The sequence below is a fragment of the Rufibacter soli genome (genome assembly GCF_054781795.1).
Genome location: NZ_BAAGTS010000005.1, coordinates 69,151 through 94,976, shown reverse-complemented (window position 1 = coordinate 94,976; position 25,826 = coordinate 69,151). Strand labels below are relative to the sequence as shown.

The 25,826-nt window shown below is 49.0% G+C and carries 19 protein-coding genes; 8 read left to right on the top strand and 11 right to left on the bottom strand.

Annotation, left to right across the window (positions count from 1 at the left end; translation table 11 throughout):
- Positions 1-8 precede the first annotated feature (8 nt).
- From ACYVJQ_RS15090 to ACYVJQ_RS15075, 4 genes are all read left to right on the top strand, one after another.
- A complete protein-coding gene (locus tag ACYVJQ_RS15090) occupies positions 9-1,235 on the top strand; it encodes a glycoside hydrolase family 27 protein (protein ID WP_460893940.1) in 1,227 nt (408 codons plus the stop codon).
- Positions 1,236-1,330: 95 nt separating this feature from the next.
- Positions 1,331-2,731, top strand: coding sequence for a sialate O-acetylesterase (locus ACYVJQ_RS15085; protein WP_460893939.1), 1,401 nt, complete (start codon positions 1,331-1,333; stop codon positions 2,729-2,731).
- A gap of 30 nt (positions 2,732-2,761) precedes the next feature.
- Complete coding sequence (locus ACYVJQ_RS15080; protein ID WP_460893938.1) at positions 2,762-4,075, top strand: glycoside hydrolase 5 family protein; 1,314 nt, start codon at positions 2,762-2,764, stop codon at positions 4,073-4,075.
- A 10-nt stretch (positions 4,076-4,085) separates the two neighbouring features.
- Positions 4,086-5,210, top strand: coding sequence for an SGNH/GDSL hydrolase family protein (locus ACYVJQ_RS15075; protein WP_460893937.1), 1,125 nt, complete (start codon positions 4,086-4,088; stop codon positions 5,208-5,210).
- A 109-nt stretch (positions 5,211-5,319) separates the two neighbouring features.
- On the opposite strand, the gene ACYVJQ_RS15070 is transcribed toward ACYVJQ_RS15075, so the two are convergent.
- The 6 genes from ACYVJQ_RS15070 to ACYVJQ_RS15045 form a co-directional block, all read right to left on the bottom strand.
- Positions 5,320-6,381, bottom strand: coding sequence for a glycosyltransferase (locus ACYVJQ_RS15070; RefSeq protein WP_460893936.1), 1,062 nt, complete (start codon positions 6,379-6,381; stop codon positions 5,320-5,322).
- 177 nt (positions 6,382-6,558) lie between these two features.
- Positions 6,559-7,470: a glycosyltransferase family 2 protein gene (locus ACYVJQ_RS15065; RefSeq protein ID WP_460893935.1), complete on the bottom strand. Its 912-nt coding sequence runs from the start codon at positions 7,468-7,470 to the stop codon at positions 6,559-6,561.
- Positions 7,467-8,762: an ABC transporter ATP-binding protein gene (locus tag ACYVJQ_RS15060; protein ID WP_460893934.1), complete on the bottom strand. Its 1,296-nt coding sequence runs from the start codon at positions 8,760-8,762 to the stop codon at positions 7,467-7,469. The genes ACYVJQ_RS15065 and ACYVJQ_RS15060 overlap by 4 nt, the downstream gene beginning before the upstream one ends.
- A 6-nt stretch (positions 8,763-8,768) precedes the next feature.
- Positions 8,769-9,638: an ABC transporter permease gene (locus ACYVJQ_RS15055; RefSeq protein WP_460893933.1), complete on the bottom strand. Its 870-nt coding sequence runs from the start codon at positions 9,636-9,638 to the stop codon at positions 8,769-8,771.
- A gap of 96 nt (positions 9,639-9,734) precedes the next feature.
- Positions 9,735-10,730: a glycosyltransferase family 2 protein gene (locus tag ACYVJQ_RS15050; RefSeq protein ID WP_460893932.1), complete on the bottom strand. Its 996-nt coding sequence runs from the start codon at positions 10,728-10,730 to the stop codon at positions 9,735-9,737.
- Positions 10,731-10,758: 28 nt separating this feature from the next.
- Positions 10,759-11,811, bottom strand: coding sequence for a glycosyltransferase (locus ACYVJQ_RS15045; RefSeq protein ID WP_460893931.1), 1,053 nt, complete (start codon positions 11,809-11,811; stop codon positions 10,759-10,761).
- Between the two features lie 1,155 nt (positions 11,812-12,966).
- Between ACYVJQ_RS15045 and ACYVJQ_RS15040 the strand changes: the two genes are divergently transcribed.
- Both ACYVJQ_RS15040 and ACYVJQ_RS15035 read left to right on the top strand, forming a co-directional pair.
- Positions 12,967-14,427: a right-handed parallel beta-helix repeat-containing protein gene (locus ACYVJQ_RS15040; RefSeq protein ID WP_460893930.1), complete on the top strand. Its 1,461-nt coding sequence runs from the start codon at positions 12,967-12,969 to the stop codon at positions 14,425-14,427.
- Positions 14,428-14,904: 477 nt separating this feature from the next.
- Positions 14,905-17,649: a family 10 glycosylhydrolase gene (locus ACYVJQ_RS15035; protein ID WP_460893929.1), complete on the top strand. Its 2,745-nt coding sequence runs from the start codon at positions 14,905-14,907 to the stop codon at positions 17,647-17,649.
- Between the two features lie 172 nt (positions 17,650-17,821).
- On the opposite strand, the gene ACYVJQ_RS15030 is transcribed toward ACYVJQ_RS15035, so the two are convergent.
- The 5 genes from ACYVJQ_RS15030 to ACYVJQ_RS15010 form a co-directional block, all read right to left on the bottom strand.
- A complete protein-coding gene (locus ACYVJQ_RS15030; RefSeq protein WP_460893928.1) occupies positions 17,822-18,337 on the bottom strand; it encodes a DinB family protein in 516 nt (171 codons plus the stop codon).
- Between the two features lie 248 nt (positions 18,338-18,585).
- Positions 18,586-19,275, bottom strand: coding sequence for a helix-turn-helix transcriptional regulator (locus ACYVJQ_RS15025; protein ID WP_460893927.1), 690 nt, complete (start codon positions 19,273-19,275; stop codon positions 18,586-18,588).
- Positions 19,276-19,413: 138 nt separating this feature from the next.
- Entirely contained in the window at positions 19,414-19,809 is a 396-nt protein-coding gene (locus tag ACYVJQ_RS15020; protein ID WP_460893926.1) for a hypothetical protein, read from the bottom strand.
- Between the two features lie 183 nt (positions 19,810-19,992).
- Positions 19,993-20,418, bottom strand: coding sequence for a hypothetical protein (locus ACYVJQ_RS15015; protein WP_460893925.1), 426 nt, complete (start codon positions 20,416-20,418; stop codon positions 19,993-19,995).
- 219 nt (positions 20,419-20,637) lie between these two features.
- Positions 20,638-21,306 (bottom strand): MCP four helix bundle domain-containing protein, encoded by a 669-nt coding sequence (locus tag ACYVJQ_RS15010; RefSeq protein ID WP_460893924.1) that lies wholly within the window; start codon positions 21,304-21,306, stop codon positions 20,638-20,640.
- Positions 21,307-21,943: 637 nt separating this feature from the next.
- Here ACYVJQ_RS15010 and ACYVJQ_RS15005 point away from each other — a divergent pair.
- Positions 21,944-24,811 (top strand): TonB-dependent receptor, encoded by a 2,868-nt coding sequence (locus tag ACYVJQ_RS15005; RefSeq protein ID WP_460893923.1) that lies wholly within the window; start codon positions 21,944-21,946, stop codon positions 24,809-24,811.
- A gap of 179 nt (positions 24,812-24,990) precedes the next feature.
- Positions 24,991-25,764 carry a DUF2490 domain-containing protein gene (locus ACYVJQ_RS15000; protein ID WP_460893922.1) on the top strand — a complete coding sequence of 258 codons (774 nt, stop codon included), beginning with the start codon at positions 24,991-24,993 and terminating at the stop codon, positions 25,762-25,764.
- Positions 25,765-25,826 lie beyond the last annotated feature (62 nt).

Here is a 25,826-nt window from a genome sequence, read left to right as displayed (position 1 = left end):
CAGAACGCATGAAAAAACTGGTTCTCTTTTTAACTGCCTTTGCGTTATCCCTCACCGGCTTTGGCCAAGGCAACAATTATGTGCAAAACTACAAGAAGTTTGAAGGCCTGGCCCTCATGCCGCCCATGGGCTGGAATAGCTGGAACAAGTTTGCCTGCAACGTAGACGAAAAGCTCATCAAAGAAACCGCCGATGCCATGGTCAGTTCCGGCATGAAGGCAGCCGGGTACACCTATATCAACATTGACGACTGCTGGCACGGCGACCGCGACAGCCTGGGCTTCATCCATCCGGACCCCAAGCGATTCCCGTCGGGCATGAAGGCGCTGGCCGATTACGTGCATTCCAAAGGCCTGAAATTGGGCATTTACTCAGATGCCGGGTCGCAGACCTGCGGTGGAAGGCCAGGCAGCCGGGGCTTTGAGTTTCAGGATGCCAAAATGTATGCCGAGTGGGGCATTGACTACCTCAAGTATGACTGGTGCAACACTGAGGGCCTAAAGGCCGAAGGTGCCTACAAAACCATCACTGCTGCGTTGCGCAAAGCCGGTCGGCCCATCGTGTTGAGCATTTGCGAGTGGGGCAATGACAAGCCCTGGGAATGGGGCCAAGAAGTGGGCCACCTCTGGCGCACCACCGGCGATATTTACAATTGCTTTGACTGCGTGGAAGACCATGGCACCTGGAAGTCCTGGGGCGTGATGCAGATTCTGGACAAGCAGGAAGGTCTTCGGCAGTACGCCGGCCCCGGCCACTGGAACGACCCGGACATGCTGGAGGTAGGTAACGGCATGGCCATAAACGAAGACCGCGCCCACTTTACCATGTGGAGCATGCTGGCCGCCCCGCTTATTGCCGGCAATGATTTGCGCAAAATGAGCAAAGAAACTGTAGCCCTTCTCACCGACAAAGAAGCCCTTGCCATTAACCAAGACAAGCTGGGCATTCAGGGGTTCAGGTACGCCAAAAAAGACAGCCTGGAAACTTGGTTCAAACCCCTGGACAACGGCAAATGGGCAGTCGCCTTTTTGAACCGCAGCAAGAACCCGCAGAAAGTAGGGTTTGACTGGAAGAACACACCCATCACAGATGATTTCTCTAAAAAGGAATTGAACGCCAAAACCACCTACAAAATAAGGAACGTGTGGACCAAAAAAGTGCTGGGCAACACCAAAAAAGCCTTCTCCGGCACCGTTCCCGGCCATGACGTAATTCTGCTGGTATTAAGCACTTAGCCACGATTCCGTTTTGGGCCTGTTTTTCCAAAAACAGGCCCAAAACGGAGTTGAAGTAAAAGCCATTTACACTCCACTTTCCTTGACCCTCCACTATGCGCTTAAAGACATTCTACAAACTTTCAATTTTGATGATTTTCTGCGGACTTGCTCCCTCGGCGGGAGCCGTTACCTTACCCGCCATTATCGGGCCCCACATGGTACTGCAACGCAATTCAGAAGTGACCATCTGGGGCTGGGGCAAGACCGGCGAAGAAATTACCGTAACCGGCAGTTGGGACAATCAACCCGTAAAAACCAAGGCAGACAACCAGGCTAAATGGGAAGTTAAACTGCAGACTTCGGCGGCCGCCGGTCCGCACACCCTCACCGTAAAAGGCTACAACACCCTGGTGCTGGAAGACGTGCTGCTGGGCGAGGTGTGGCTGTGTTCCGGCCAGTCTAACATGGAATGGAGCGCCAGCGCCGGTATAGACAATGCGGAGCAGCACTTGGCCCAGGCCAACTACCCGTCCATCCGGTTCTTCCAGGTGGCCCACCGCACCGCAGACACGCCGCAGCTGGACCTGCAGGGTCAGTGGGTGGTCTGCACCCCCGAAACCATGAAGTACTTCAGTGCCGTGGGATACTTCTTTGGGCGGGAGATTCACCAGAAAAGGCAGGTGCCGGTGGGCTTGATCAACAGCAGCTGGGGCGGCACGCCCGCCGAGGTCTGGCTCAGCAGCCAGGTCATTGCGGCCAATCCGGTGCTGGCTCAGTCGGCGGCCAACCGCAAAGAGGTACCATGGGGACCGGTGCAGCCCGGCAAAGCCTACCATGCCATGATTGCCCCGCTCATCCCCTTCCGGCTGGCCGGCGCCCTGTGGTACCAGGGCGAGTCCAATACTGATGCTCCCGAGGTGTACGCGCAACTGCTGCCTGCCCTCATTCAGAACTGGCGCACCCAGTGGCAACAGGATTTCCCATTCTACTATGTGCAGATTGCGCCCTACAAATACGGTGGTGCCGAAGAATGGCCCCGCTTAGCCGAAGCCCAGCTGAATACCCTGAGCGTGCCCCATACCGGCATGGCCGTGATCAGTGACGTGGGCAACATAGATGACATTCACCCGCGCAACAAGCTGGACGTGGGCAAACGCCTGGCCGCCCTGGCCCTGAACCAAACCTACGGCCAGAAAGACGTGCCTTTTTCCGGACCTATCTTCCGTGAGATGAAACCTGAGGGCAACAAACTACGCCTTTCCTTTGACCATGCAGACCAAGGTCTGGTAGTGAAGGGCAAAAGCCTTACCCATTTTGAGATTGCCGGAGAAGACCAGAAGTTTGTACCCGCCACGGCTAAGGTAGATGGCAGAATCATTGTGGTAAGCGCCAAGGAAGTAAAAAAACCAGTAGCCGTACGGTATGCCTGGAGCAACTCGGCCAACCCCAACTTGTTCAACAAAGCGGGGCTACCTGCCGCCTCCTTCAGAACCGACAACTGGCCTAAGAAATAAGGATATTTTCCTGTATCCATTGAAAAGCACATGAAGAAACTATACCTCCTGCTGGCGTTGCTGTGTACCTCCTTTGCCCAGCTTCAGGCCCAAAAGAAAGCCGATTTTGTCAAGACCAACGGGCACTCCTTCTCCTTGGGCGGCAAACCCTACTACTACATTGGCACCAACTACTGGTACGGAGCATTGCTGGGCTCTACCGGCCAGGGTGGCAATCGGGCCCGGCTCACCAAGGAACTCGACCTGCTAAAGAAAGCTGGCGTCACCAACCTGCGTATTCTGGCGGGCGCCGAAGGCCCAAACAACCAACCCTACCGCGTCTCGCCGGGGCTGCTCATGGCCCCTGGCCAGTACAATGACACGCTGTTGGCGGGGCTTGATTTCCTGCTCGCGGAGATGCGCAAACGCGACATGAAGGCGGTTCTGTACCTGAACAACGCCTGGGAGTGGTCGGGTGGTTTCAGCCAATATGTAAACTGGAACACCAACGTGCCCATTCCGTATGCCTTAGCCAATAACAATGACTGGGCTAGCTTTATGCGGTACTCGGGCCAGTTTCACCAGTGTGCCCCCTGCAAGCAGCAGTTTAAAGACCACGTAACCTTCATGTTGAGCCGCACCAATCAGTTCACGAACCAGAAGTACACAGACGACCCGGTGATTATGGCCTGGCAGATTGCCAACGAGCCCCGGGCTTTCTCTATGGCCAACGTGCCAGCGTATAGTCAATGGATCAAAAACACTGCCGCCCTCATCAAATCCCTGGACAAAAACCATCTGGTGTCTACCGGTTCAGAAGGCTCACATGGCTCAGAAGGTTCTATGGACGTTTTTCAACAGGTGCATACAGACCCCAGCATTGACTATTTTACCATGCATATCTGGCCGCGCAACTGGGGCTGGCTGGACAATAAGAACCTGGGTAGCTCTCTGGATTCTGCCGTTACCAAAACCATGCAGTACATGGACCGCCACATCGCGTTTGCCCGGGAACAGAAGAAGCCAATTGTGATGGAAGAGTTCGGTTTGCAACGCGACAACAATGAGTTCTCCCCAACGGCCAAAACCGCCCACCGCGATCGATACTACCAACAGGTGTTTGAGCGGGTGCTTTCCAGCGCCCAGGCAAAAGACGCCTTAGCGGGCGCCAATTTCTGGGCTTTCAACGGTACCGCCCGCCCTAACGCCACCCGCCGCTTCTGGCAACCCGGCGATGACCTTATGGGCGACCCGCCCCAGGAAGAGCAAGGCCTATACGGCGTCTTTGACACAGACTCCACCATGCCTTTGATTAAGAAGTACAGCAAGGCCGTAAAGAAAGCCGGCAAGAAAAAGAAGCGGTAAGCAAGAGTACATGGGTATTGCTTTTCCCATTTTCATCTTCTACCACCAAACCACCATGCATCAGCGCCTTCTAACCTTTCTGCTGCTTTTTTCTTTAATCTTTACCGGGTGCAAAACCAGCAGTGGCAACACGCAGGAAGCGGTGCTTTTTGAAGCTGACCATCCCCTAATCCAATACACCGGCCGCATTGATTTCTCTGACCCCAAGCAGCCACGTTTCTGGGCTCCGGGGGTGTATATCACCTTCCGGTTCAAAGGCACCACTTGTGAAGTTATTTTAAACGATGAGGAGTACGGTAATAAGCACAACTATCTGCAGATAGCTATTGACAACACCTCCCCCTATCGCATCCAGACCACCGGCAAAACCAACACCATTACCATTGGCGAGAACCTGACCCCGGGAGAGCATACGGTCACCATCTGCAAAAACACCGAAGCGAATGTGGGGTACCTGGAGCTAGTGGGAATAAAGGCGCAGGCCTTGTTGCCGCCGCCCGCCAAACCCACCCGCAAGATTGAATTTATTGGCAACTCCATTACCTGCGGCACCGGGGCAGACCTTTCGGGTGTGCCCTGCGGAAAAGGGCAGTGGCATGACCAGCACAACGCGTACCTAGCCTATGGCCCCAGAACAGCCCGGGAACTGAACGCCCAATGGCATCTGACCGCCGTCTCAGGTATTGGCCTTATGCGCAGCTGCTGCAACATGCCGGTGGTCATGCCGCAGGTGTTTGACAAAATCAATTTACGCGAAAATGAGTTGCCCTGGAATTTCAGCCGCTATGTGCCAGATGCCGTGACCGTTTGCCTAGGCCAGAACGACGGCATTCAGGACTCCACTGCGTTTACCAGAAATTACCTGCAGTTCCTGCAAACCATCAGGAGCAACTATCCGCAGGCGGAAATCATCTGCCTCACCAGCCCCATGGCCAACGCCAAACTAGCCGCCGCGCAGAAAAACTATCTCACCGGCATTGTAGCTGCGGCTAATAAAGCCGGTGATAGAAAGGTGCATAAATTCTTCTTCTCCCGCTCCTACACCAACGGCTGCGATGACCATCCAAGTCTGGAGGAGCATGGTTTTATTGCCGCTGAGCTTACTGCTTTCTTGAAGGAGATATTGAATTGGTGAATCTAGGAATTTAAAAAAGAGCTAGTAAATATTACTATTACTTTGAAATTAAATTCAACCAGAAATCAAACATTTTATTTTGCACCTGGCTTACATCTTAGTTACCTGTTTAATTATTGGAAGCATAAATTTTCAATAACTCTGTCACATACCTTTCTACTCTATAATCCTGAGCTTTCATAAATGCTTCTTTTGCGTTACTCAATAGTGCATTCTTATAAGAGCTTATTTCATTAAGAATACTCACCAATGCTCTTGCATCAGCTAAGTCAAAGAAAACTGCTTTACCATCAGAAACTTCCCTAAAGGTATTTATATCAGACAAAATACACGGCAAGCCAATTGCCATAGCCTCCGCCACAGCAATACAGAAACCTTCATTTTCTGAGGACATGACAAATACGTCATAATCTCCCAACAGCTCCGCTATATTTGTTTTCGCACCTAATAATTGGATATTATCTACTTTATAATCCATTAACATCCCTTCCAATTCATGGCGGCAATTACCCTCACCATAGATATCTAAAGAAAACTCATTACCCTTTAATTCCTTGAAAACCTTAATTAAAAAATTATAGTTTTTGGCACTTTTTAAATTTCCAACAGAAACCAACCGTAAGGGTCTATGAAAATCAACCTGAAAGCCAAGTTTATTTTTTAAAAAAAATGACTCCTCTACAAAATTATATAAAACATAATTATGGCCCTTTATGCGAACATGTTTGTGATAATCACTCTTTACAGTATTTGAAACAAAAATGGGGGTTTGGTTTTTTTTATAAGTAAGCTTCTCTATCAAAAGCAATGCTCTATTAGATTGGAAAACATCTAAACTAAATATACTGTGAACGCTAAAATAAAATTTCACATTAGCAGGGCAAGCCATTCTAGAAATTATAGTGGAATAATAAAGGTGGGCATGAACAATATTTACCTTATGGGCCATTATTATAGAACGAAGCTTTAGAGCCGCACTAAAAATATTTAATGCACCAGTATAGCCCAGGCAAATAACATCAACACCTATTAATGCGGGAAGCAAACTGGTAGAACCATTCAGATACACCACGGTGCATTTAACATCTGCAGGCAATTTCAATATAGTATTGACTACTATCTTCTCAGCCCCTCCCATTCCTAAAGAATCAATCACATATAATATTTTCATATTGACACCCTTTAAGAAATCTCATCCACGCAATTGTTACTCAAAAAGAGACCTAAGCAGATATTTAAAATATCTTTATCTAACTATATTAAATTATAGAGCCGTTTCAACTAAAATAAAGCTCAAACTCACTATTCTATTATTTGAATAAAACAAGGAATCGTTTATTAAATACACTCATTTAAAAAACGATTTAACCCATTTCCAGATTTTTGCTTTAAGGTATTGCAAGTACATAGGCTTGCTATATTTCCATAGCAATATCTTTTCCTCTCTATTATTTTGCCGGCTATTTTCAATCAATGCCTTAAATAGGATTTCAAGGGATTGCTTAGCGTAAAAGTTTTTCCAAAATGCCACTCCTCTTACCCAAGCTATTTTCTCAGTTTTAGAATTTAAAAAGCATTTTTGTTTGTATAAGGCAGTTAAGGCTCCTATTAACATTTCTTTAAAACGATAAGAAATGTTTTTTTCGTGAAAACGATAAACGGCAATGAATTCCTGATGATGTAAAACAGGATGCTTTCTGGCAATTCTTAAGTATAAATCGTAATCCTCACAGGTCCGTAAGGAGACATCGAAACGGTAATGCTCTAATACCCTTCTTCTAAACATCACCGCTGCTACCATACTAATATAATTACGCTCTAGAAGGTGTATATAGTGGGTGGTTTCAATGGATGTTTGAAAGGGAACAAATTGGTTCCGGCTCTCATAAAAATTCATGTAAGCCCCAGATACAAAGGCAAGAAGTTTGTTTTGCTGTAGAAAGCCAGCGTTTACAGATAACGCGCCTTCCACAAGCCAATCATCTGCGTCAAGAAACACCACAAACTCACCACTGCAATAATATATTCCTGCATTACGTGCGGCAGAAAGCCCTTGGTTTTCTTGATAAAGATACTTCACTTGTGGAAAGCCTTGTGCGACCACCCTACTATTATCTGTGGACCCATCATCTATGATCACCACCTCTACCTGGACATTCTGCTGGGACAAGACGCTTTCAATGGCAGTAGCCAAATAGTGTCCTTGGTTATAGCACGGGATAACCACTGAAACCAGATTAGGTATAAAGGGCTGTCTCAAGGTTCTTGCTGTTGCAAATACTGAGTAGATACTTCAACCGAAAGCGGCGTGAGATTAACAGGGAAATTAGGCCTAACCCAACCCCACCATTTTTCATACCAGTTAATACCTTCCCTAAAATCCTCAACGTCAAAGAATAAGCACTTTTCAAAATAAAATAGCGCTTGCGAGGTATTCTTGGTGAAATGTAGAGAAATGTAATAACTGCCATCATTTAAGAAATCACCAGGCACCGTACATTCCCCTTCTATTACTCCTGCTCTATAAATGGAAGCCTTACTAGCCACATCAAAAACACATTCCCCAGATGAGCTAAAAAGAATAATGTCTGTATTAAGCTCTATGTTGTCACAAAAATTGTAAAACCTGAATCTAACGGTTATAGCTGTTCTTATGTCTATGCTTGCATAGGGGTCACTTAAATGGGGGATTAATTCTACTGCTAAAACTTTAATGAATTCATTACCTGGTGCGTCTTCCAGAGAACTCCACTTTTGGAACCATACCTTATCCTGCGAAACGTATAAGTAATTATTCACCAACTGCTTACTATCCCCACTTGCATGCAGACAACCATTCTGTAGCCAGATGGACGTGGGGCAAAGGTTAGTGATTGCCTGCATATTATGACTGACAAAAAGAATAGTTCGGCCCTCTCCCGTCACTTGCCCCATCTTCCCTAAGCATTTCTTTTGGAAGTCAGCATCCCCTACAGCCAGCACTTCATCTATGATTAGGATCTCTGGTTCCAGATGAGCAGCCACCGCGAAGGCGAGGCGAACAGACATGCCGCTACTATACCGTTTAACGGGGGTATCAATATGCTGTTCTACGCCAGAGAAGGAAATGATTTCATCCAACTTGCTCCTAATCTCCCGGGTAGTCATACCTAGGATGGCACCATTCAAAAAGACATTTTCCCTCCCGGTAAGTTCTGGATGGAAGCCCGTTCCCACCTCCAATAAGCTGGCAATTCTTCCCTTGATTCTTACTTCCCCGGTGGTGGGGCTCGTAATCCTGGAAAGGATTTTCAACAGGGTAGACTTACCGGCCCCATTCCTTCCTATAATGCCAACTGCTTCGCCTTGCTTGATTTCAAAGTTTATATCCTTTAGGGCCCAAAAATCGCTTTTATTAGCAACTGGGTCATTTCCAACCAAAGCATAGGGGTTCTCTTTACCTCTTACAGATGCCCACCATTGGTTTAAGTCTCCCCTGAGTGTTCCGGTCCCAAAACTCCCTAGTCTGTATTTCTTCCCAAGCCCCTTTACCTGTATGGCTACATTTCCCATAACTACTTAGATAACATCTATGAAGCTTTTCTCTACCCTGTTAAAAAGCAGTATTCCTAGGGCCAATATAACCGACGTTAACAAAACACTGTACCCCAAAAACCAGGCATTCCATTCTCCTACTCCTAAGAGAGAGTACCTGAAAACCTCTACAAAACTGGATAGAGGATTAAAAAGCACCAATGGTTTGTATTTACCGCTTAAAAAGGAAAGGGGATAGATAATAGGCGTAGCGTACATCAATAGTTGCACGCCAAAGGAAACCAAGTAGCTAAGGTCACGGTATTTGGCGGTTAATGAGGAAACTATGATCCCTAATCCCAATCCCAGTGCGGCCACCAATAACAGTAGTCCAGGAATGAATAGTAACCTCCAGGAAACCTGGAAAGGATAATCGAAGACCAAAAAATAGAATAGGATCACCACCACAAGCAAAGTAAACTGAATGGCGAAGCTTATTAACGCCGATACAGTGCTTGCCACTGGAACAATCAATCGTGGGAAATAGACCTTCCCAAACAAACCTGCATTCGCAGAAAAAGTAACTGAAATGTTATTAATACAGGCCGAAAAGAAATTCCATAAAACTAATCCTGATAAATAAAAGACGGCAGGGGGCACGCCATCTGTAGGAATACCTGCCATCTTTCCGAAAACCAAAATAAACATTGCAGTGGTTAGGGCAGGGTGCAGGATATACCAAAGCGGGCCTAAAATGGTTTGTTTGTAAATAGCTACAAAATCCCGTTTCACAAACATCAGGATCAGGTCACGGTACCGCCAGATCTCCTGTAGATCAAGAGCAAACCAAGAGGCCTGGGGTTTAATGATCAAAGTCCATTTCTCTTCTGAATCCTGGCTTGATGGATATTCCATTCTTAGGTTTGAAATTCTGGCAAAACACCTGCAGTCAACGGTGACCATTGCCAAGAAGTCTGGCTAGGTCAAAACCAAGTATTTAAGATACCCAATTTAAAAGTGACAAATACCTTTATACATCATTTTTAATTTCAGCATAAAAGAGACAGAATCATACCTACTTAAATCTTGGGCAAAGTATTCTTGCAGGCTTTTCAGTTTTTTTTGCGGGTAATGATAACAGGCATAAAACCAGCGAGAAGCTAAAGAGCGTTTTAAGGCTATTTCAGGAAAGACGTTTACCTCCCTATTCATCAAAAGAATTTTTTTGAATAATTTGGCTACATCTTTCAGGGTATAAGGCTGCAAGGGCTGATCTAGATTATAGAGTACATCAAGCAATTTAAATTCAGCCTCATTCAAGGCAAACCCATGGGTTGCCAAAAATTGCCTTCTAATGCCGTCTACCTGTCTTTTTCTCTCCTTTACAATACATTCCCTACTCGTTTGATCAAAGATGCGGTACCTTAGCAGCGGCTCGGGCAAAACATAGAGGTGCAGCTTCTCTCTGTACCTGGCAAAGAAATCATAATCTTCCGCCTGCCGGAGGGAGGCATCATACCGCATTCCGCCGTCAAAGAACAACTCGCTTCTCAACATAACAGAGGGATTGCCTATCGGCATGCCAAATAGGGTCCTGCACATTACCTGATCCGAATCAAGGGAATATTGGTGCAAGTAAGTACTGTGCCCAAAGCATTGAATCCAGCTACCTACCACATTGATTGCAGGATGTTGTTCCAGAAAAGCGACTTGTTTCTCTAACCGTTGCGGATGGCAAATATCATCACCATCCATTTTAGCAATATACTTCCCTTGTACAAAAGGCAACGCATTGTTATCAGAACCGGCGCGTCCAATATTTTTCTGATTTTCCAGCAACTTAATGCGGGAATCAGTGAATTGTTTAATTATGCCAACAGTGTTATCAGTAGATTTGTCATCCACTACAATCAACTCAAAATCAGCAAAAGACTGCTTAAGCACACTATCTATTGCTTCGTAGATATAATGCTCACAGTTATAAACCGGCAAAACAACTGATACCATTGGCCTCATACTACTGCCCTTCTATTGTTTATTTCTCCTTGCCAACCAAGTTATACTGGATATTCCTTCTGAAGCTTGTTATATTATTAAAAGCGAAAAAGGCCGTTTTACGGTTCTTAAAGGAGGATAGTAAGTTTGCTACATTCCTATTCACCTCTATCACATTCCAATCTTGGGTACCGTATTTATTAAACATAAACCGATAGAAACTCACGGGACTTTTCATTACCTGCCCCAAAAGCCAAACCAAGCGTTTGTAGTACAAGTATTTGAATCTTGTATCATTTAGATCTGAATTTCTAAAGATGAAATAAAATACAGCACCTGAAATATCAGATTCCCCACTGCCTTTGGTAGACCTTAAGATAAAATCCCAGTTCAGTCTTTCTTTGGGAATGAAATGCTGAAAAACTAACCTTTCATCATACCACAGTTTATAGCCGGCTAATCGCATGGCATTTTCCAGTTCCACATCCCCACCGCATAGTAAATCACTGCCCCTGCGGTCCGTTAGAATACTCTGAAAACCAGCCTTGAGCACCTCTAACCAGGCAGACTTTCTAATTACTGCTCCGGCTCCATATAAAAATCCATAGTCTTTAATCTCTCCACTCTGATTGGCCTGCTTTCCTGCTGCATATGCTAGCTGGTATTTCTCAAACCAGGCAGGTGCAGTTACCTCCAACACGGGAATACCAATGCCCCCCAAAACTCCTATCTGGTTATTACCCTCCATGATATGGTAAGCATTCTCTACATAATCAGATTGAAGCCAGTTATCGTCATCCACCCAAATCATATATTCATAAGCTGATGCCTGCAAGCCTGCGATTCTGGCAAAATTCAAGCCTGGCTGGTGCTCATTAATGACCCTAAATGGAATAGCTGACTGACTACTAGCATACAGGTCTTGGGCTATATCTTCTGTATTGTCTGCTGATGCGTTATTTACTACTATTATTTCCCAAAGTATTCCTTGCGGTACCACTTGAGAAAATAGGTGACCTAACGTTTTGGGAAGTCTGGTTGCACTGTTATAGCAGCAGATGATTAGGGAAACTCCTCTTATATATTCTTCCATGGGGGGGGGGGTGAACACCGTTATGCATCCTCAGCTTTTTACAACAACATAAATATAGTATTATAATATATGATTATAACATAATAACACAAAAATAATTCATCCATTTACCATGAATACCTACTAATAGGTAGTCAAACTTTCTATGATTACAGGTACTTGAATGTTTTTTTTAGAAAAGGACAATAGAAATAATATGATAGTATAAATACTATCTGCAAATTTGGCGGCAGGTTGTAATATTACCTTTTGCCCCTTCATAATAATTAGCATTAGTTCACTAATAGAAATCGGCTAAATGCAGTATGTCTTTGCCTATACCTTATTCCTATTCTACTAAGATTGGCTTAAGTATGGACATTTTGCAAGTCATGAACGCCATAAGGAAAAACATGTTTGAAATCACCCGCAGATAAAAATGACAGGAGCCTAAAGATTGCAGTACCTTATATTCTAATTACTTAACATGAACAAAAATTCACTTAAGAAATAGCAAGGTTATGGAAAACCCACTTATTACGACCAAAGATTACACAAAGATTGAAAAAGCTATCCAGTGTACCCCTCCTCCACTAATACTCTTCCCTGGGTCTTAATCCAGCCTATACTCACCTTTAAATAAATATTAAATAAACAATATATAAAGCTCACTAAAACATATCTTAAATATTTTTGATTTTTGTACTTAACAAACAAACAACCTAATACAAAAGAAAATATATTTGCATCAAATACTGGACAATTAAGCTTCAAAACAACTTAAATAACGTTTTATCAAGATTTTTATATAATTATTTCAACTAAACAAGAATATATTGGTATAAACTAACCCCTCTTTCCATCTATAATTTTACAAGTTCACATTTCCACTAATGCATTTTTTATAAAAACGCATTCGCTACCCTATGGCCCTTTATAATTGCTATTGCTCAATCTTTATTCATGCCAAAAATTTACTCATCACAAAGGTTCTTTAATCAAAAAACCGGCATAAAAGCCTTCCTTTTTATTATACCTCTCTCTCTTATATTTTCCTGTACCTCCACGCCAGATCTTGAGGTGGATCAGCCAACTCCTTCTGTTATTGTACCAGTTGTAGGGAAAAGCTATTTTCTTAGTAAGACAGGAAATGATGCAAACCCCGGGTCAAAAGAATTGCCGTGGCGTACGCTAGAAAAACTCAACACCATTAATCTTGAGCCTGGTGAAACAGTTTACCTGGAGGGTGGGTCTATTTTCCAGGGCACTCTTCTGCTAGATGCGGAGGACAGTGGCACCAAGCAGCAGCCCGTCACCGTTACCAGCTATGGCGTAGGAGTGGCTACCTTGGAGGGTGGTAACAAAGAAGCCGCCATTATCAAAAGCAATTACTTCAAATTCAAATCTATCAATGCCAAAGGCTCGGGCCGAAAAGAAGGCAACACCACCGATGGTATTAAAGTGGAAAAAGCATCTAACGGCGTTATAGAGGAGGTGACTACTGAAGGCTTCCAAAAATCTGGCTTGTTGCTTTATAGCTGCAAAAACATGGAAGCCATTAAGGTAGTGGCTAAAAACAACGGGTATAGCGGCATTTTTGTAACCGGAGATTATAGCCTGCGCAACGGCAAATACATGTACCCTGAAAAAGAAGAAGACTGCTCCAGAAACATAACGCTTAGAGGATGCACTGCTGATAATAACCCTGGTGACCCAACGGTATTAGACAACCACAGCGGCAACGGCATTCTGGTAGAGTATACCAAAGTTGCTTTGGTAGATTATTGCTCTGCCACCAACAATGGCTGGGATATGCCCCGCACCGGAAACGGACCCATTGGCATCTGGGCAGCCTCCAGCGATAGTGTTATCATTCAAAATTGCATCAGTTACCGCAATAAAACGGCTCCTGGGGCCCATGACGGCGGCGGATTCGATTTTGACGGCGGGGTTACCAATTCCATTATCCAATACTGCCTATCTTATGAGAACCAGGGTGCGGGCTATGGCCTGTACCAATGGAGCGGCGCCATGGACTGGGACAACAACACCGTACGTTATTCCATCAGTATAAATGATGGCATTAATAGCTACGGGGGCTTTAACCTGTGGAACGAGAGCAATGACAGCCGGGAATTTAAAAATGCCCATATCTACAATAACGTGGTGTACAACAGCACTTCCCCAGCCGTGGTTTTCCTGGGCGCTAGCAAGAATGAAGATTTCGGTTTTTACAACAACATCCTTATAGGAAAAGGGCAGATTGTAACAGGTCCCTCCTCCGGAGAAAAGTTCTTGGGCAATGCCTACTGGCCTATAGAAGGCAGTTCGCTTTCTTTTAGAGGCTACAACAGTCTATCTGATTGGGCTGGGGCTACCGGTCAGGAAAAACTGGACGGGAAGCTGTTAGGCCTGTTTACTGACCCCAAACTTTCTGGCCCGTTTACCACTACCCTTACAAACCCTTATCAGTTGGCTAACATGGAGGGGTACAAGTTAAAAAGCGACTCTCCCCTACACAATTCAGGTTTGAATCTTCAAAACCTCATGAAACTCAAAGTTCCTTCTAAGGATTTCTTCGGCAATTCCATCTATCAGGGAATGGCCCCTGAACCTGGCGTGCATGAGTTGAATTAAGAACGACAGGAATTTTTAAGCAGACTGCCACCTTTGTAAAAAGGGTGGCAGTCTGCTTTTTAAGGTAGCCATAACTATTCTATCACCGAGAGAAACCAATCTTTAAAACCATTCCCCAGCGCTACTCATAGCTAACAATTGGCATAAAGTAAGGTTTGTGGTAGGATGGTTTATAAAACCAGTTTTTAATAGGGCAATTTCCATGAGGAATTTGGCCGTTCCTCTTTCCGTTTTCCTACTTTAAGCTAATGAAAATAGCGAAAGCAGGTAAATAAACAGGGAGTTCTCTAAAGCAGGATGAGCATTAAAAAATTAAAAGACGAAGTGTCTACCAAGTAAAAACACCTTTTAATTATCGCCTTGACCCTCAATTATTTCCCCTCTTAAGTAATCATTTTAAAAAGTTTACTATCTTGTTATAGTATATTAAATCTACAATATATTTCAAGTCACTTTCTTCACCCTAATGTTCCCCGCATGAAAAAAATTCTACTCAGTTTCCTAATTCTTATTTCTTTGCATGCCTTTGCCCAGGCGCAGGCTCCCAAACGCGAATTCAGGGGAGCCTGGATTGCCACCTATGCCAACATTGACTGGCCCAGCCGCACCCAGACTCCTGCTCAGCAACGGGCGGCCCTCATCACCATCTTGGATCACCACAAGGCCACTGGCATCAACGCCATTTTCCTGCAGGTCAGGAGCCAGAGTGATGCATTGTACGCCAGCACCCTGGAGCCTTGGTCCGCTGATTTGACCGGTACCCAGGGAAAGGCGCCTAGCCCCCTGTGGGACCCGCTGCAGTTTGCCCTGGAAGAATGCCACAAGCGCGGCATGGAACTTCACGCCTGGCTGAACCCTTACCGGGCAATAGCCAATGTGACCGGGCTTACCGCTTTCGCGCCTAACCACGTGGCCAAGCAGCACCCTGAGTGGCTCCTGGCTTCTGGCAATCTCCGCAACCTAGACCCCGGCCTTCCGCAGGTGCGCAATTACATTATGACCGTGATTGCCGATGTGGTAGAGCGCTACGACCTTGATGGCCTTCACTTTGACGACTACTTCTACCCCAACACAGCCTTCAACGACGATGTCACTTTCAACGCCTACCCCAGAGGGTTCACCAACCGGGCCGACTGGCGCCGCGATAACGTGAACCTGCTCATCAAGCGGGTGCACGATACCCTGGACGTACTCAAGCCGTGGGTGAAATTCGGGGTGTCGCCGTCAGGTATATACCGCAACAGCACCAACCCCGCCATTGGCACCAACACCAGTGGCCTGGAACATTACACCACCCTGTATGCCGACTCTAAGAAATGGATCCAACAGGGGTGGGTGGATTACCTGGCCCCTCAGGTGTACTGGTACATTGGCCAGCCGGGCGCCAATTACGGCGTGATAGTGCCCTGGTGGAACAACCAGGCCAACGGCCGGCACATTTACATAGGCATGGCCGGTTATAAGGTAAATGACCCAGCCATGGGAACCGCCTGGGCCAACCCTTCTGAAATCCCTAACCAGGTGCGGCTGAACCGTTCTCTGGCTAACATATACGGGCAAGCCGTGTACAACACCAGCAGCCTGCGCAGCACCACTAAGCTGGGCTTTCGGGATTCTCTGCGCACCAACTTCTACCAGAAACCGGCCCTGCTCCCCAGCATGCCCTGGCGCGACGCCACCCCGCCGGCTGTGCCGTCTACACTGGTAGCCAACCGCCACAACGCCGACTCCGTGCTGCTCACCTGGGATGCTTCGCCCACCGGGCTGGGGCCATTTGACCAGGTGGTCCGCTACGTGGTGTATCGCTCAGAGAGCCCAGCCCTGGATATCACTAACACAAGTCAGCTGCTGGCCATCACGCCTACCGCGGGCAACACGTTCAGAGACCGCGTGCCAGATGCGGCCAAGACCTATTACTACACCATCACGGCCGTTGACCGCTTCCACAATGAAAGCGCCCCGTCTAACGTCACCGACTACACCGCCCCGGTACTGGCCTGCCTAGAAAGCCAGACCCTCACCCTGGCCACGCAGTGCGCCGCCGCCCTGCCTGACTACCGGAGCCTGGTGACCGTCACCGATGATGTGTCCAACGGCAGCGCAATCACCCTTACCCAGAGCCCTGCCGCGGGAACCCTGGTGTCTGGAGTAGGGTCAACCATGGTGACTATCACCGCCACCGATGCCTCTGGCAAGTCAGCTTCTTGCTCGTTTGCAGTAGAGAAACTAGATACCACGCCGCCGGTGCTGCTGGCCCAGAACCTTACCCGTACGCTTAGCAACGGCACCGTGACTGTGCAGCCCTCTGAGGTGAACAACGGTTCTTATGACAACTGTACCTTGGATATTAGCAGCCTCACCCTGTCAGAGACCACCTTCACTTGCGCCAACATTGGCCCCAACACCGTCACCCTCACCGGCAAAGACGCCAGCGGCAATGAGGCCTCTGTGACGGCTACCGTTACCATTGTAGGCGCTCTTCCGGCCCCGGCTATTGCCGTGAGCCGCCAGGACCCCACCTACACCGGCCTGCCTGATAACACCCTTGCCTTGGGCTACGGGGCGCAGCAGCTAACGCTCACCGCCAGCAACCCCACCTCGGCCCCGGGCCAAACTAACTATACCTGGAGCCCAGCCGCTGGCTTGAGCACCACCACCTCCGGCACCACGGTCTTCACGCCTACCACGGCCGGCACCTACACCTTCACGGTAGAGGCCACCAATGAATATGGCTGCTCTCAAAGCGCCCAGGTGACTCTGCAGGTGATAGACGTGCGTTGCGGAGAGAAAGGCGACAAGGTTCTGGTGTGCCACGCCACCCGAAGCACCAGGAACCCGTCTAACCCGCTTTGCCTGGATGCCAGCGCCGTGTCCGCGCACCTGCAAAAAGGCGGTTCTTTGGGTAGCTGCACCTCAGGGGCCTTGGCCAGCGCCAAAGCTTCATCGGCAGTTATACTCAGCACGCCTGTGCTAGCGGCCTTCCCTAACCCATTTGCTGACCAACTCACGGTTAACTTCACGTTAGAAAAAGCAGAGGAAAAGGTGACCCTGGAGATCTATGACCTGTATGGCCAAAAAGTGACGCAGGTATATGCCGGCCCCGCCGAAGCCAACAGAACCTACAGCTTTGAGGTGAACGGCTCTACCCTTGCTGGAAGATTCTTCTACGTGCGTCTCATCACGCCAGGTAAGGTCCACACCTTCAAGCTTAGCCGGCAATAGGTATTACAGCCTTTAGCCTTTAATAAACAGCAGCGCCTCCTGAGATCTCAGGAGGCGCTGCTGTTTTAGGGGAAGTAGGAAACAAGACAAAGCAAATACTCTTCCTTCCTTAAATCCTGTTTTGAGGCTGTTTTCTGAAAAACAGGCTTAAAACGGAGTTCAGACTGGTGAACTAGAATTCTGTTTCATCGGCGCTAGGGCCGTAGCTGCCCGGGATGGGGACATGGAGAAGCCTCAGGTACACGCCTAACTGCGCGCGGTGGTGAATGATCTGGCTCATGGTATTGCGCAGCATGTCAAACTTAGTGCCAGTGGTATAGATAATGTCCCCGTTTCTGAGCGTCCACTCCTCGGTTAACTGCTCTTCCTGGGCTTGGGCCAGTTCGGCTTTTCCTTCTGCCAGGTTTTGCTCAAAGAAGGCCAACAGTTCCTCGGTATTGTTGATCTGAACTGGGGCATAAGGGCTGGTGGCGAAGTCCAGTTCTGGAGCGTTCATGACCATACCAATCCAGGAGGGCAACTCGGCCACGTGCGTGGCCAAGGTTCTCAGGGTCATGCTCTTTTCATGGGGTTGCCAGTCATATTTATCATTGGGGATGCGCGCCAGCATGTTGCGGGTGGTTTGGCCTTCGGCTTCCAGTTCTTTCTGGAGCACGTCTAGCACGGACAGGATTTGTACTTCTGACATAGTTTTCTTTTGGTTAGATGATACCCCAAAGAAACACCCACCCACTGACAACCCTATGGCAGCGCACTTTTGGCAACTGAAAATATTTTGGCTTGATCCGTCTGGCGGGCGCCGCGCTGAAAGTTGGTTGGAAGAAGGATCGCGCTTGGAAACACCCGCCACCGCAGATCACCTAGTTTCCACGGAGTTGCCCGTAGCCCAGCCTGTTTTGGGCCTGTTTTTGGAAAAACACCCGTTAAACGCAAAATCTAATAAGCCACCGGAAGCTGCTTCATGTAGTCCCCGATGGCCATGTGATCAGCCTTCAGGAATGGCAGGCCCGTGTTCTTGAGGGTGAGAATGCGCGACACCCTGAAATCGCGGTAGTCCTGGCGGTGGTGGCACCACCCGATCAGATGCCAGTTGAAGGCGTAGAAAATCAGCCCGATGGGTTCTGCCCGCCGTTGGCTCACCTCCTCTTTGTTGTTCTTGTAGCCTAATTCCAGCAGGCATTTGTTGGAAATTGCTTCCTGGATAATGGACAGGTACTCATAGTCATTGTTGAGGCAGGCCGGCAGCTGCAGCTTGATGTGGTTATGCAGGAAATCCAGCTTTTCTTTCTGGGTAGTGCGCAACACGGCTTTCACCTTGCTCAGCGCCGAGGCATAGTGCGTGTGGATGGATTTATCGGTGAACCCGAAGACCATGGCCTCCATGAGCAACAGCGCGTTGGCTTCCTCAGAGGTGAAGGCCACTGGCGGCAGGAAATAGCCCTGCACCACAAAATACCCCTTGTGCGGCTCAAAGCCCACGGGCACGCCCTGCTCGCCCAACGCCTTCACGTCACGGTATACAGTGCGCACGCTAATGTTGAAAGCTTCGGCAATCTTCTCGGCGGTCACGTATTTCCTGGACTGCAGCAGGGTCAGAATTCCGAAAAGCCGGTCTACTCGGTTCATAGGCACGTACGGTTTTAAACGGTTAGGGAGAGTTGGCGGGGCCAGGGAAGAGGTCGGGAAGCTGGTGCCTGCAAGCCAGTTTGGGGCTGTTTTCCCAAAAACGGGCCCAAAACGGGTAATACCTTAAAAGACTACTCCTTAGACAGCCTTTACTTTTAGCGGGTGCCGGAACGTGATTAACCCAAACAGGGCCGTAAACAAACCATATATCGCCAGCAACACCAGAATAGGAACCGTTGTTTGGCCCGCCGCCTTCACTCCGTTCAGCAAGGCCATGGTTCCAATAAAGAAATGCGCGAAGTTCCCCATCGCCAGAGGCCGAGCGTACACTCCACCCATCAAAACCCCTTTCGCCATCCAATTCAACTGAGCAAAGCCCAGAAACAGCGCCCCCAGCAACTGCACCAACAAAGCGGGAGCCTCACCGGGCAGCACACCCAAAAAAGAAAGGGTTTCCTGCGGGAAAAATGAAAAGACAATGCCTATCAGAGCCATTACTAGTGCGCTTGCCTGCATCACTAACTTAGTGTTCATGGGTAGAGGGTAAGAGGTAGAGGAAGCGCTAAAGCTACAGAATAAAAAGAGGCTAAAAAAGGCGGTGGCCCGTAGAAACCAGTTTCTACGGGCCACCGCCTTTTAGGCGTTTCGGGGCTGGTTTTCAAAAAACGGGCTTAAAACGCATTTTCGCAAATCACCTTTTAAAAGGGTGTTTGTTGTCTATTTCCCTAAGGGCGCACCTACCGGCACGGCGCAATCATGTCCCGGTTGGCCATGGGGCGGGTTTAAGCCTTTTGCCGTGGAGATAGGGGGCGCGGAGGGTAGAACCGGGGCCTGCGGCATTGGCGCGGGCGTACCCGAGGTGATGGTTGGGGCCTGGGCCGGCGCAGAGGAAAGGGGGGCGCCCACCTGGATATCACAGCGGTGACCAGGCTGCCCGTGCGCCGGGTTCAGGCCCGCAGTAGCACCAGTGGCAGCCGGTTGTGCTGGTCTCTCCCAGGGCTGGGCTTGAGGGGTTGCAACGGCGTTTGCCGGCACGGCGGCTCCTGGTTGCGAAGCGCCTTGGTTGGTTTTATTGTCTCTTGGTCCGGAGCAGCTTGCCAGGCAGAAAAGAGAGGCCGCTAGTACTAAAAAAGTATTCTTCATAATGTTTCTATGGCGTAAAAAAGGAAGTAGGGGATTTGGGGGCTTCCGATGATAAAGATAAGAGAAACAGTTGGAAACGCCGCTTTCATTCCCTGCCCGGGGCTGGGCCAATACACTATTAGCAGATACCCTTCCACCCAAAACAGGTTCCTACCAAAAGGCTGGCGGCCCCAGATGGCGCACCGTCCAGAAAGCCCTTGGGGAGCACAACCTTATAATTCAGTTGAGCATGGCTTTCTGCTTGAACTTGGGAATGGCAGACTTGGAGGCGAAAACCAGCATCAAAATCATCACGCCAATACAAATAAGGAGGGCTACCTCAAACTGGGTAAGAATAGTAGAACCAGCGATAATCCGTTTGGACTGGTCCCGCAAGCGCTTGCCTTCTTCTACCTGAATATGCGACAACTGGCTTAGATACCCGGCGGCCAGGTGGTGGTGACTTTCTAGTTGAGACGGGGCGGCAGAAGCAGCCTTTCCTTCGCCCAATCTGGCCAGGTAGCTGTATTCAAGAGCCTGTATAGCCGCCACGCTTTGCTTCAGGGCCCCAAAATGCCTGGCTTCGGCTGGGGTTAGCTGGGTCTTCTCATAGTCCTGGAGCAGGGTAGCAATGGCCTCATTGCTAGTGGTTAGGTTATCCCGAAGCAGGGCAAAATCCTCTGCCAGGTGGTACTTGTCCAGGGTCATCTTTTTCTGATACAGGTGCCCAGACAATTGGAAAATGTAACTTTCCACCAGCAGCCGGTCTTCATACACCGCCGCAAACGAAGAACCTAACTGGCGCACGTAACGGCTGTCTACTATATTTTTCACTACCACCAACCCCAGCACCAGGGCCAGTAACAGGGCGGCTTTCCCTTTCTGTTTAATACTATATACCCATTTCATCTTACCGCGGCTTAAAGGAAGTTGAACAAAGCCCAGGCATGCAAAGAAGGTGGCTGGGCGGCTGCTATAGGGCAACCTTGCTAGGAAGATACCACTTTTTTCAACTAAAAGCCAGTAGCTTACAAGACGCTCCGGTCCCTTTCGTCCTTATTGTCAGGGTAACCCAGGGCCTTAAAACCTTTATAAACTCAAGTATCGGCCCTTATCCAAACTCTTCCCCAGAGGGCTTTGGGAAAGGCGTCAGGGGAACTCCTCAATTTTTCAGGGTTCAAATTTGTATAGTAAAAATTTAATCCTTCTATTTGTCTACTACTTCTATAGACATTAAGATTTTATATAATATGCTTTCTAAATCCTTGCTCTCAGAAAGAGCCGGCGCCCTTAGGTAGGCTTTACAGAAGGCACAGGACTTAAAACAAATTCACCTTTCACTACCCAAAACGGAAGAACCCTTGCCCCTGCTTGCTCCCTTACTTCCGTGAAGAAACCGTCACCCTTAATTACAAGTCATATGAAACCACATGCCTTTCAGAAAAGAACCGAGAACCAAATGCAACGCTACGCTGCGGGCTTTGGGTGTTGTTGTTGCCGCTAGCAACCGCAGTCCTTTTTCTCATTCCTTTCTAAAGACATTTATATGAAAACAAGATTCCTACTCCTTCTCTCTTTTCTTTTCATTCCATTTTTACGCCTTCAGGCCCAGGAAACCAACTTTGTGGAGATTAACGGACGGGTAACCGAACAGGGTACCAAAGATCCGCTGCCTGGCGTGAGCGTGTACGTGCGCGGCACCGTTACCGGCACCACCACCAATGGTTCCGGAGATTTCAGCCTCAAGACCAAACTGAAGTTCCCGTTCCACCTGGTCATTTCCATGGTGGGGTACCAGCCCCAGGAATTTGAGATCACCCAACCCGGCTCCCGTTTGGATATTGCCCTGGTCACGCAAACCTTGCTGGGCAAGGAAGTGGTGGTGAGTGCTTCCCGAATAGAGGAAAGTATCCTTAAGTCGCCGGTGGCCATTGAGAAGCTGGACATCAGGGCCATTAAGGAAACGGCCGCACCCAGTTTCTATGACGCCCTGGAAAACGTGAAAGGCGTGCAGATGCTCACCTCCAGCCTTACGTTCAAGGTGCCTAACACCCGCGGCTTCAACGTGCCCAACAACTTCCGGTTCATGCAGCTGGTAGATGGCGTAGACATGCAGGCCGCCACGCTGGGGGTACCGCTGGGCAATGCTATTGGCGCTACCGAACTGGACATTGAGAGCGTGGAGATCACGCCAGGGGCGGCCTCGGCACTGTATGGCATGAACGCTATCAACGGCATGGCCAACCTCACTACCAAAAGTCCCTTTCTGTATCAGGGGTTAAGCATCTACCAGAAAGTGGGGGTGAACCACGTTGACGGAAAAGACCGGGACCCTAGCCTCCTCACTGAGACCGCCGTGCGGTATGCCAAAGCCATCAATGACAGATTCGCGTTCAAGGTCAACTTCAGCACGCTTAAAGGCACCGACTGGGTAGCCAACGGCCTAGTGGACCAGAACCCCCAGAACCTGCCCAGCGCCAACCCTAAATTCCCGGAGCTGGCGGGGGAGAACAACCCCGCGCTGGACCAGTGGAGCCGCTACGGCGATGACCGTCAGGCCCGCCAGGCCATCACCATCAACTATGGCGGCGTGAATCAGACGTTCAACGTGGCCAGAACCGGTTACCTGGAGAAAGATCTTATCTACCCATCGGTGCGGAACCTGAAACTGGACGGAAGCCTCTTCTATAGGCTCAACGAGAAGCTGGAGCTGTCTTACGGGTACCGTTACGGCATTATGGACGGTATTTTTCAGCGCGGAAACCGCATTCAGTTAAAGGATGTGACCGTGCAGAACCATAAAATAGAATTGAAGGGAGCAGATTTACTGGTACGGGCCTATGTGCTGAAGGAAAATACGGGAAACTCCTACAACCTCAACCCTCTGGCCTATAACCTGGACCTTAGCCATGCCACCAACGCCCAGTGGGGAGGAGTGTTTAAGAACGCCCTGCAAACCCAGGTGAACAACGGCGTTGATTTGGCCACGGCCATGAAAATAGCCCGGGCCGCCGCAGATGCCGGACGGGCCGAACCCGGAACCCAGGAATTCAACACCCTCAAAAACACCATCATCAACTCCAACAACTGGGATATCGCCTCGGTGGTGCCGGGGGGAGCGCCCAACGGAGGGGCCGCACTTTGGCAGTACAGCAACACCTACCACGCCGATTTTCAGTATAATGTAAGCAAATTCAAATGGGCCAATGTGTTACTGGGCGCCGATTACCGCCGGTACGCCGTCATCCCAGATGGAAATACCTTTGTAGACCTTTCCAGGCCGCTGGAAACCAGAACGGTACCAGATGCCAACGGTTCCTTTGGAGGCAATCAGTACTACACCAAGTATGGCGGCTTTGTGCAGGTGAGCAAATTGTTTCTGCAGGACAAACTAAAGTTAACAGTCTCTACCCGCCTGGACAACAACCCCGAGTTCAGCCCTAAATTCAACCCGCGGGTGGCCGCCGTGTACACCGCCGCAGAGAAGCATAACTTCAGGGCCTCCTTCCAGAACGGCTACCGGTTCCCGGCCTTGTTTGAGGCGTTCTCCTTTCTGAACAATGCCAGCGTGCGCCGGGTAGGCGGCCTGGCCCGCGTGAATGAAGGCATCGGGTTCCTGGAGAATTCCTACACCTTGTCTTCCTTTGATAAGTTTACGGCAGCGGTGAATGCAGACGTGGCCACGGGAATGAACCGGAACGAAGCGGCGCTAAAAAACCGGGACGTATTGCAGGTGGCCAACCTGCCGGTAATGAAACCAGAAAGCATCAACTCCTTTGAGGTGGGCTACAAAAGCGTTTTGTTTGACAATACCCTGACCATAGATTTTGATGCGTACCATAACTCTTACAAAGGGTTCTTAGGCCAGGTAGAGGTGGCGGTACCCAGCTCAGGGCCGGTGGGGTCAGACGCGGCCGTGCTGGACATGCTCACCAGAGCCAAGCAAAACCGGTACCGGGTATACACCAATGCCAAAAACAGCTACAACAGCTACGGCACGTCTTTGGGGCTGACGTATATCTTCTACAAGAAATTCACCCTTTCTGGAAACGCCAACTACAACGCCCTTTCCAAAAACCCGAACCCAGATATTTTCCTGACCAGTTTCAACACGCCTGAATGGGTGACCAACCTTTCCCTCAGTAACCGCGAAGTCTTCAAAAACATCGGCTTCAACGTGGTGTGGCGCTACCAGGACAAAGTGTATTGGGAAAGCACCCTGGCTAATGGTCTGGTTCCGGCCTTCTCTACCATTGATGCCCAGGTAACCGCCAAACTTCCGCAGCTCAAGTCCTCGGTAAAGGTGGGCGCTACCAACCTGTTCAATAAACGCTATTACCAGTTTGCCGCTGGCCCCACCATTGGCGGGCTCTACTACGTAGCGGTTACCTTAGATGGCCTTTTAACCAAATAAAGCGCCTCGCCGGGGGCGGAATTCTCTTCTGCCCCCGGCCATGCCTTACCCCTTTTCCGTTTTGGGCCCGTTTTCAGGAAAACGGGCCCAAAACGGAAATTCTTCTTCCTCCTTGGTTTCCACCAGATATCCTTCTTTAAAAACACGCCCTATGTGCCCTTTCACCCAGACTACCCTCTATGAAACAATATTTACGCTTCTTCTCCCTTCCGCTTCTGCTGTTGCCTTCCCTCCTTTACTCCCAAACCCCAGAGAAGCAAGTCACAGACCGGTCACAGGTCTGGCTGGGCTATTTCAACCAAACCAGGGTGTCTGACAAGTTCTCCCTGTGGCTGGACCTGCACGCGCGCCGTACTGATTTTCTGGACCGGTGGGCCACCACCATTGTGCGGCCGGGTCTCACCTACCATATCTCTGACCACACCCGCTTTACGGCCGGCTACGCCTACGCCTCGCACTGGCCCGCCAGCAAAAACGAGGAAACCGTGCGGCCCGAGCACCGGCTGTGGCAACAGATCAACTGGTCTGGGAAAAGCAAGCGGCTGCAGACCAACCAGTGGGTGCGGCTGGAGGAGCGCTTTAACCGCAACATCACCAATGACCAGCTGCAGGAAGGCCACCACTTCAACTTCAGGGCGCGGTATATGGTTGCCCTCATGGTGCCCCTCACCGCCGATGCCATCGCACCCGGCGTTCCGTTTCTGGTGCTCAATGATGAGGTACACGTCAACTTCGGAAAAGAGATTGTCTACAATTACTTTGACCAGAACCGTCTCTTTGGCGGTGTAGGCTACCAGTTCAGCAAAAGCTTCAACGCCCAGTTGGGCTACATGAACGTGTTCCAGCAAACGGCGGCCGGCAACAAGTTCTTCAATACCCATGCCCTTAGGCTGTTCCTGTTCCATACCTTTGACCTGCGCAAACCCAAGGAAACCCCTCCTCTAACCCAGTAAACCTGTTTTGGGGCTGTTTTAGCCAAAACAGCCCCAAAACAGGAATGGCCTGAACCAGCCGC

Excerpts from the sequence above, each read along its gene's own strand:
- ACYVJQ_RS15075 (WP_460893937.1), top strand. The coding sequence starts at position 4,086 with ATGGGTATTGCTTTTCCCATTTTCATCTTCTACCACCAAACCACCATG.
- ACYVJQ_RS15020 (WP_460893926.1), bottom strand. The coding sequence starts at position 19,809 with ATGAACACTAAGTTAGTGATGCAGGCAAGCGCACTAGTAATGGCTCTG.
- ACYVJQ_RS15015 (WP_460893925.1), bottom strand. The coding sequence starts at position 20,418 with ATGAAGAATACTTTTTTAGTACTAGCGGCCTCTCTTTTCTGCCTGGCA.
- ACYVJQ_RS15070 (WP_460893936.1), bottom strand. The coding sequence starts at position 6,381 with ATGAAAATATTATATGTGATTGATTCTTTAGGAATGGGAGGGGCTGAG.
- ACYVJQ_RS15055 (WP_460893933.1), bottom strand. The coding sequence starts at position 9,638 with ATGGAATATCCATCAAGCCAGGATTCAGAAGAGAAATGGACTTTGATC.
- ACYVJQ_RS15080 (WP_460893938.1), top strand. The coding sequence starts at position 2,762 with ATGAAGAAACTATACCTCCTGCTGGCGTTGCTGTGTACCTCCTTTGCC.
- ACYVJQ_RS15085 (WP_460893939.1), top strand. The coding sequence starts at position 1,331 with ATGCGCTTAAAGACATTCTACAAACTTTCAATTTTGATGATTTTCTGC.
- ACYVJQ_RS15030 (WP_460893928.1), bottom strand. The coding sequence starts at position 18,337 with ATGTCAGAAGTACAAATCCTGTCCGTGCTAGACGTGCTCCAGAAAGAA.
- ACYVJQ_RS15090 (WP_460893940.1), top strand. The coding sequence starts at position 9 with ATGAAAAAACTGGTTCTCTTTTTAACTGCCTTTGCGTTATCCCTCACC.
- ACYVJQ_RS15045 (WP_460893931.1), bottom strand. The coding sequence starts at position 11,811 with ATGGAAGAATATATAAGAGGAGTTTCCCTAATCATCTGCTGCTATAAC.
- ACYVJQ_RS15000 (WP_460893922.1), top strand. The coding sequence starts at position 24,991 with ATGAAACAATATTTACGCTTCTTCTCCCTTCCGCTTCTGCTGTTGCCT.
- ACYVJQ_RS15035 (WP_460893929.1), top strand. The coding sequence starts at position 14,905 with ATGAAAAAAATTCTACTCAGTTTCCTAATTCTTATTTCTTTGCATGCC.
- ACYVJQ_RS15005 (WP_460893923.1), top strand. The coding sequence starts at position 21,944 with ATGAAAACAAGATTCCTACTCCTTCTCTCTTTTCTTTTCATTCCATTT.
- ACYVJQ_RS15050 (WP_460893932.1), bottom strand. The coding sequence starts at position 10,730 with ATGGTATCAGTTGTTTTGCCGGTTTATAACTGTGAGCATTATATCTAC.
- ACYVJQ_RS15060 (WP_460893934.1), bottom strand. The coding sequence starts at position 8,762 with ATGGGAAATGTAGCCATACAGGTAAAGGGGCTTGGGAAGAAATACAGA.
- ACYVJQ_RS15025 (WP_460893927.1), bottom strand. The coding sequence starts at position 19,275 with ATGAACCGAGTAGACCGGCTTTTCGGAATTCTGACCCTGCTGCAGTCC.
- ACYVJQ_RS15010 (WP_460893924.1), bottom strand. The coding sequence starts at position 21,306 with ATGAAATGGGTATATAGTATTAAACAGAAAGGGAAAGCCGCCCTGTTA.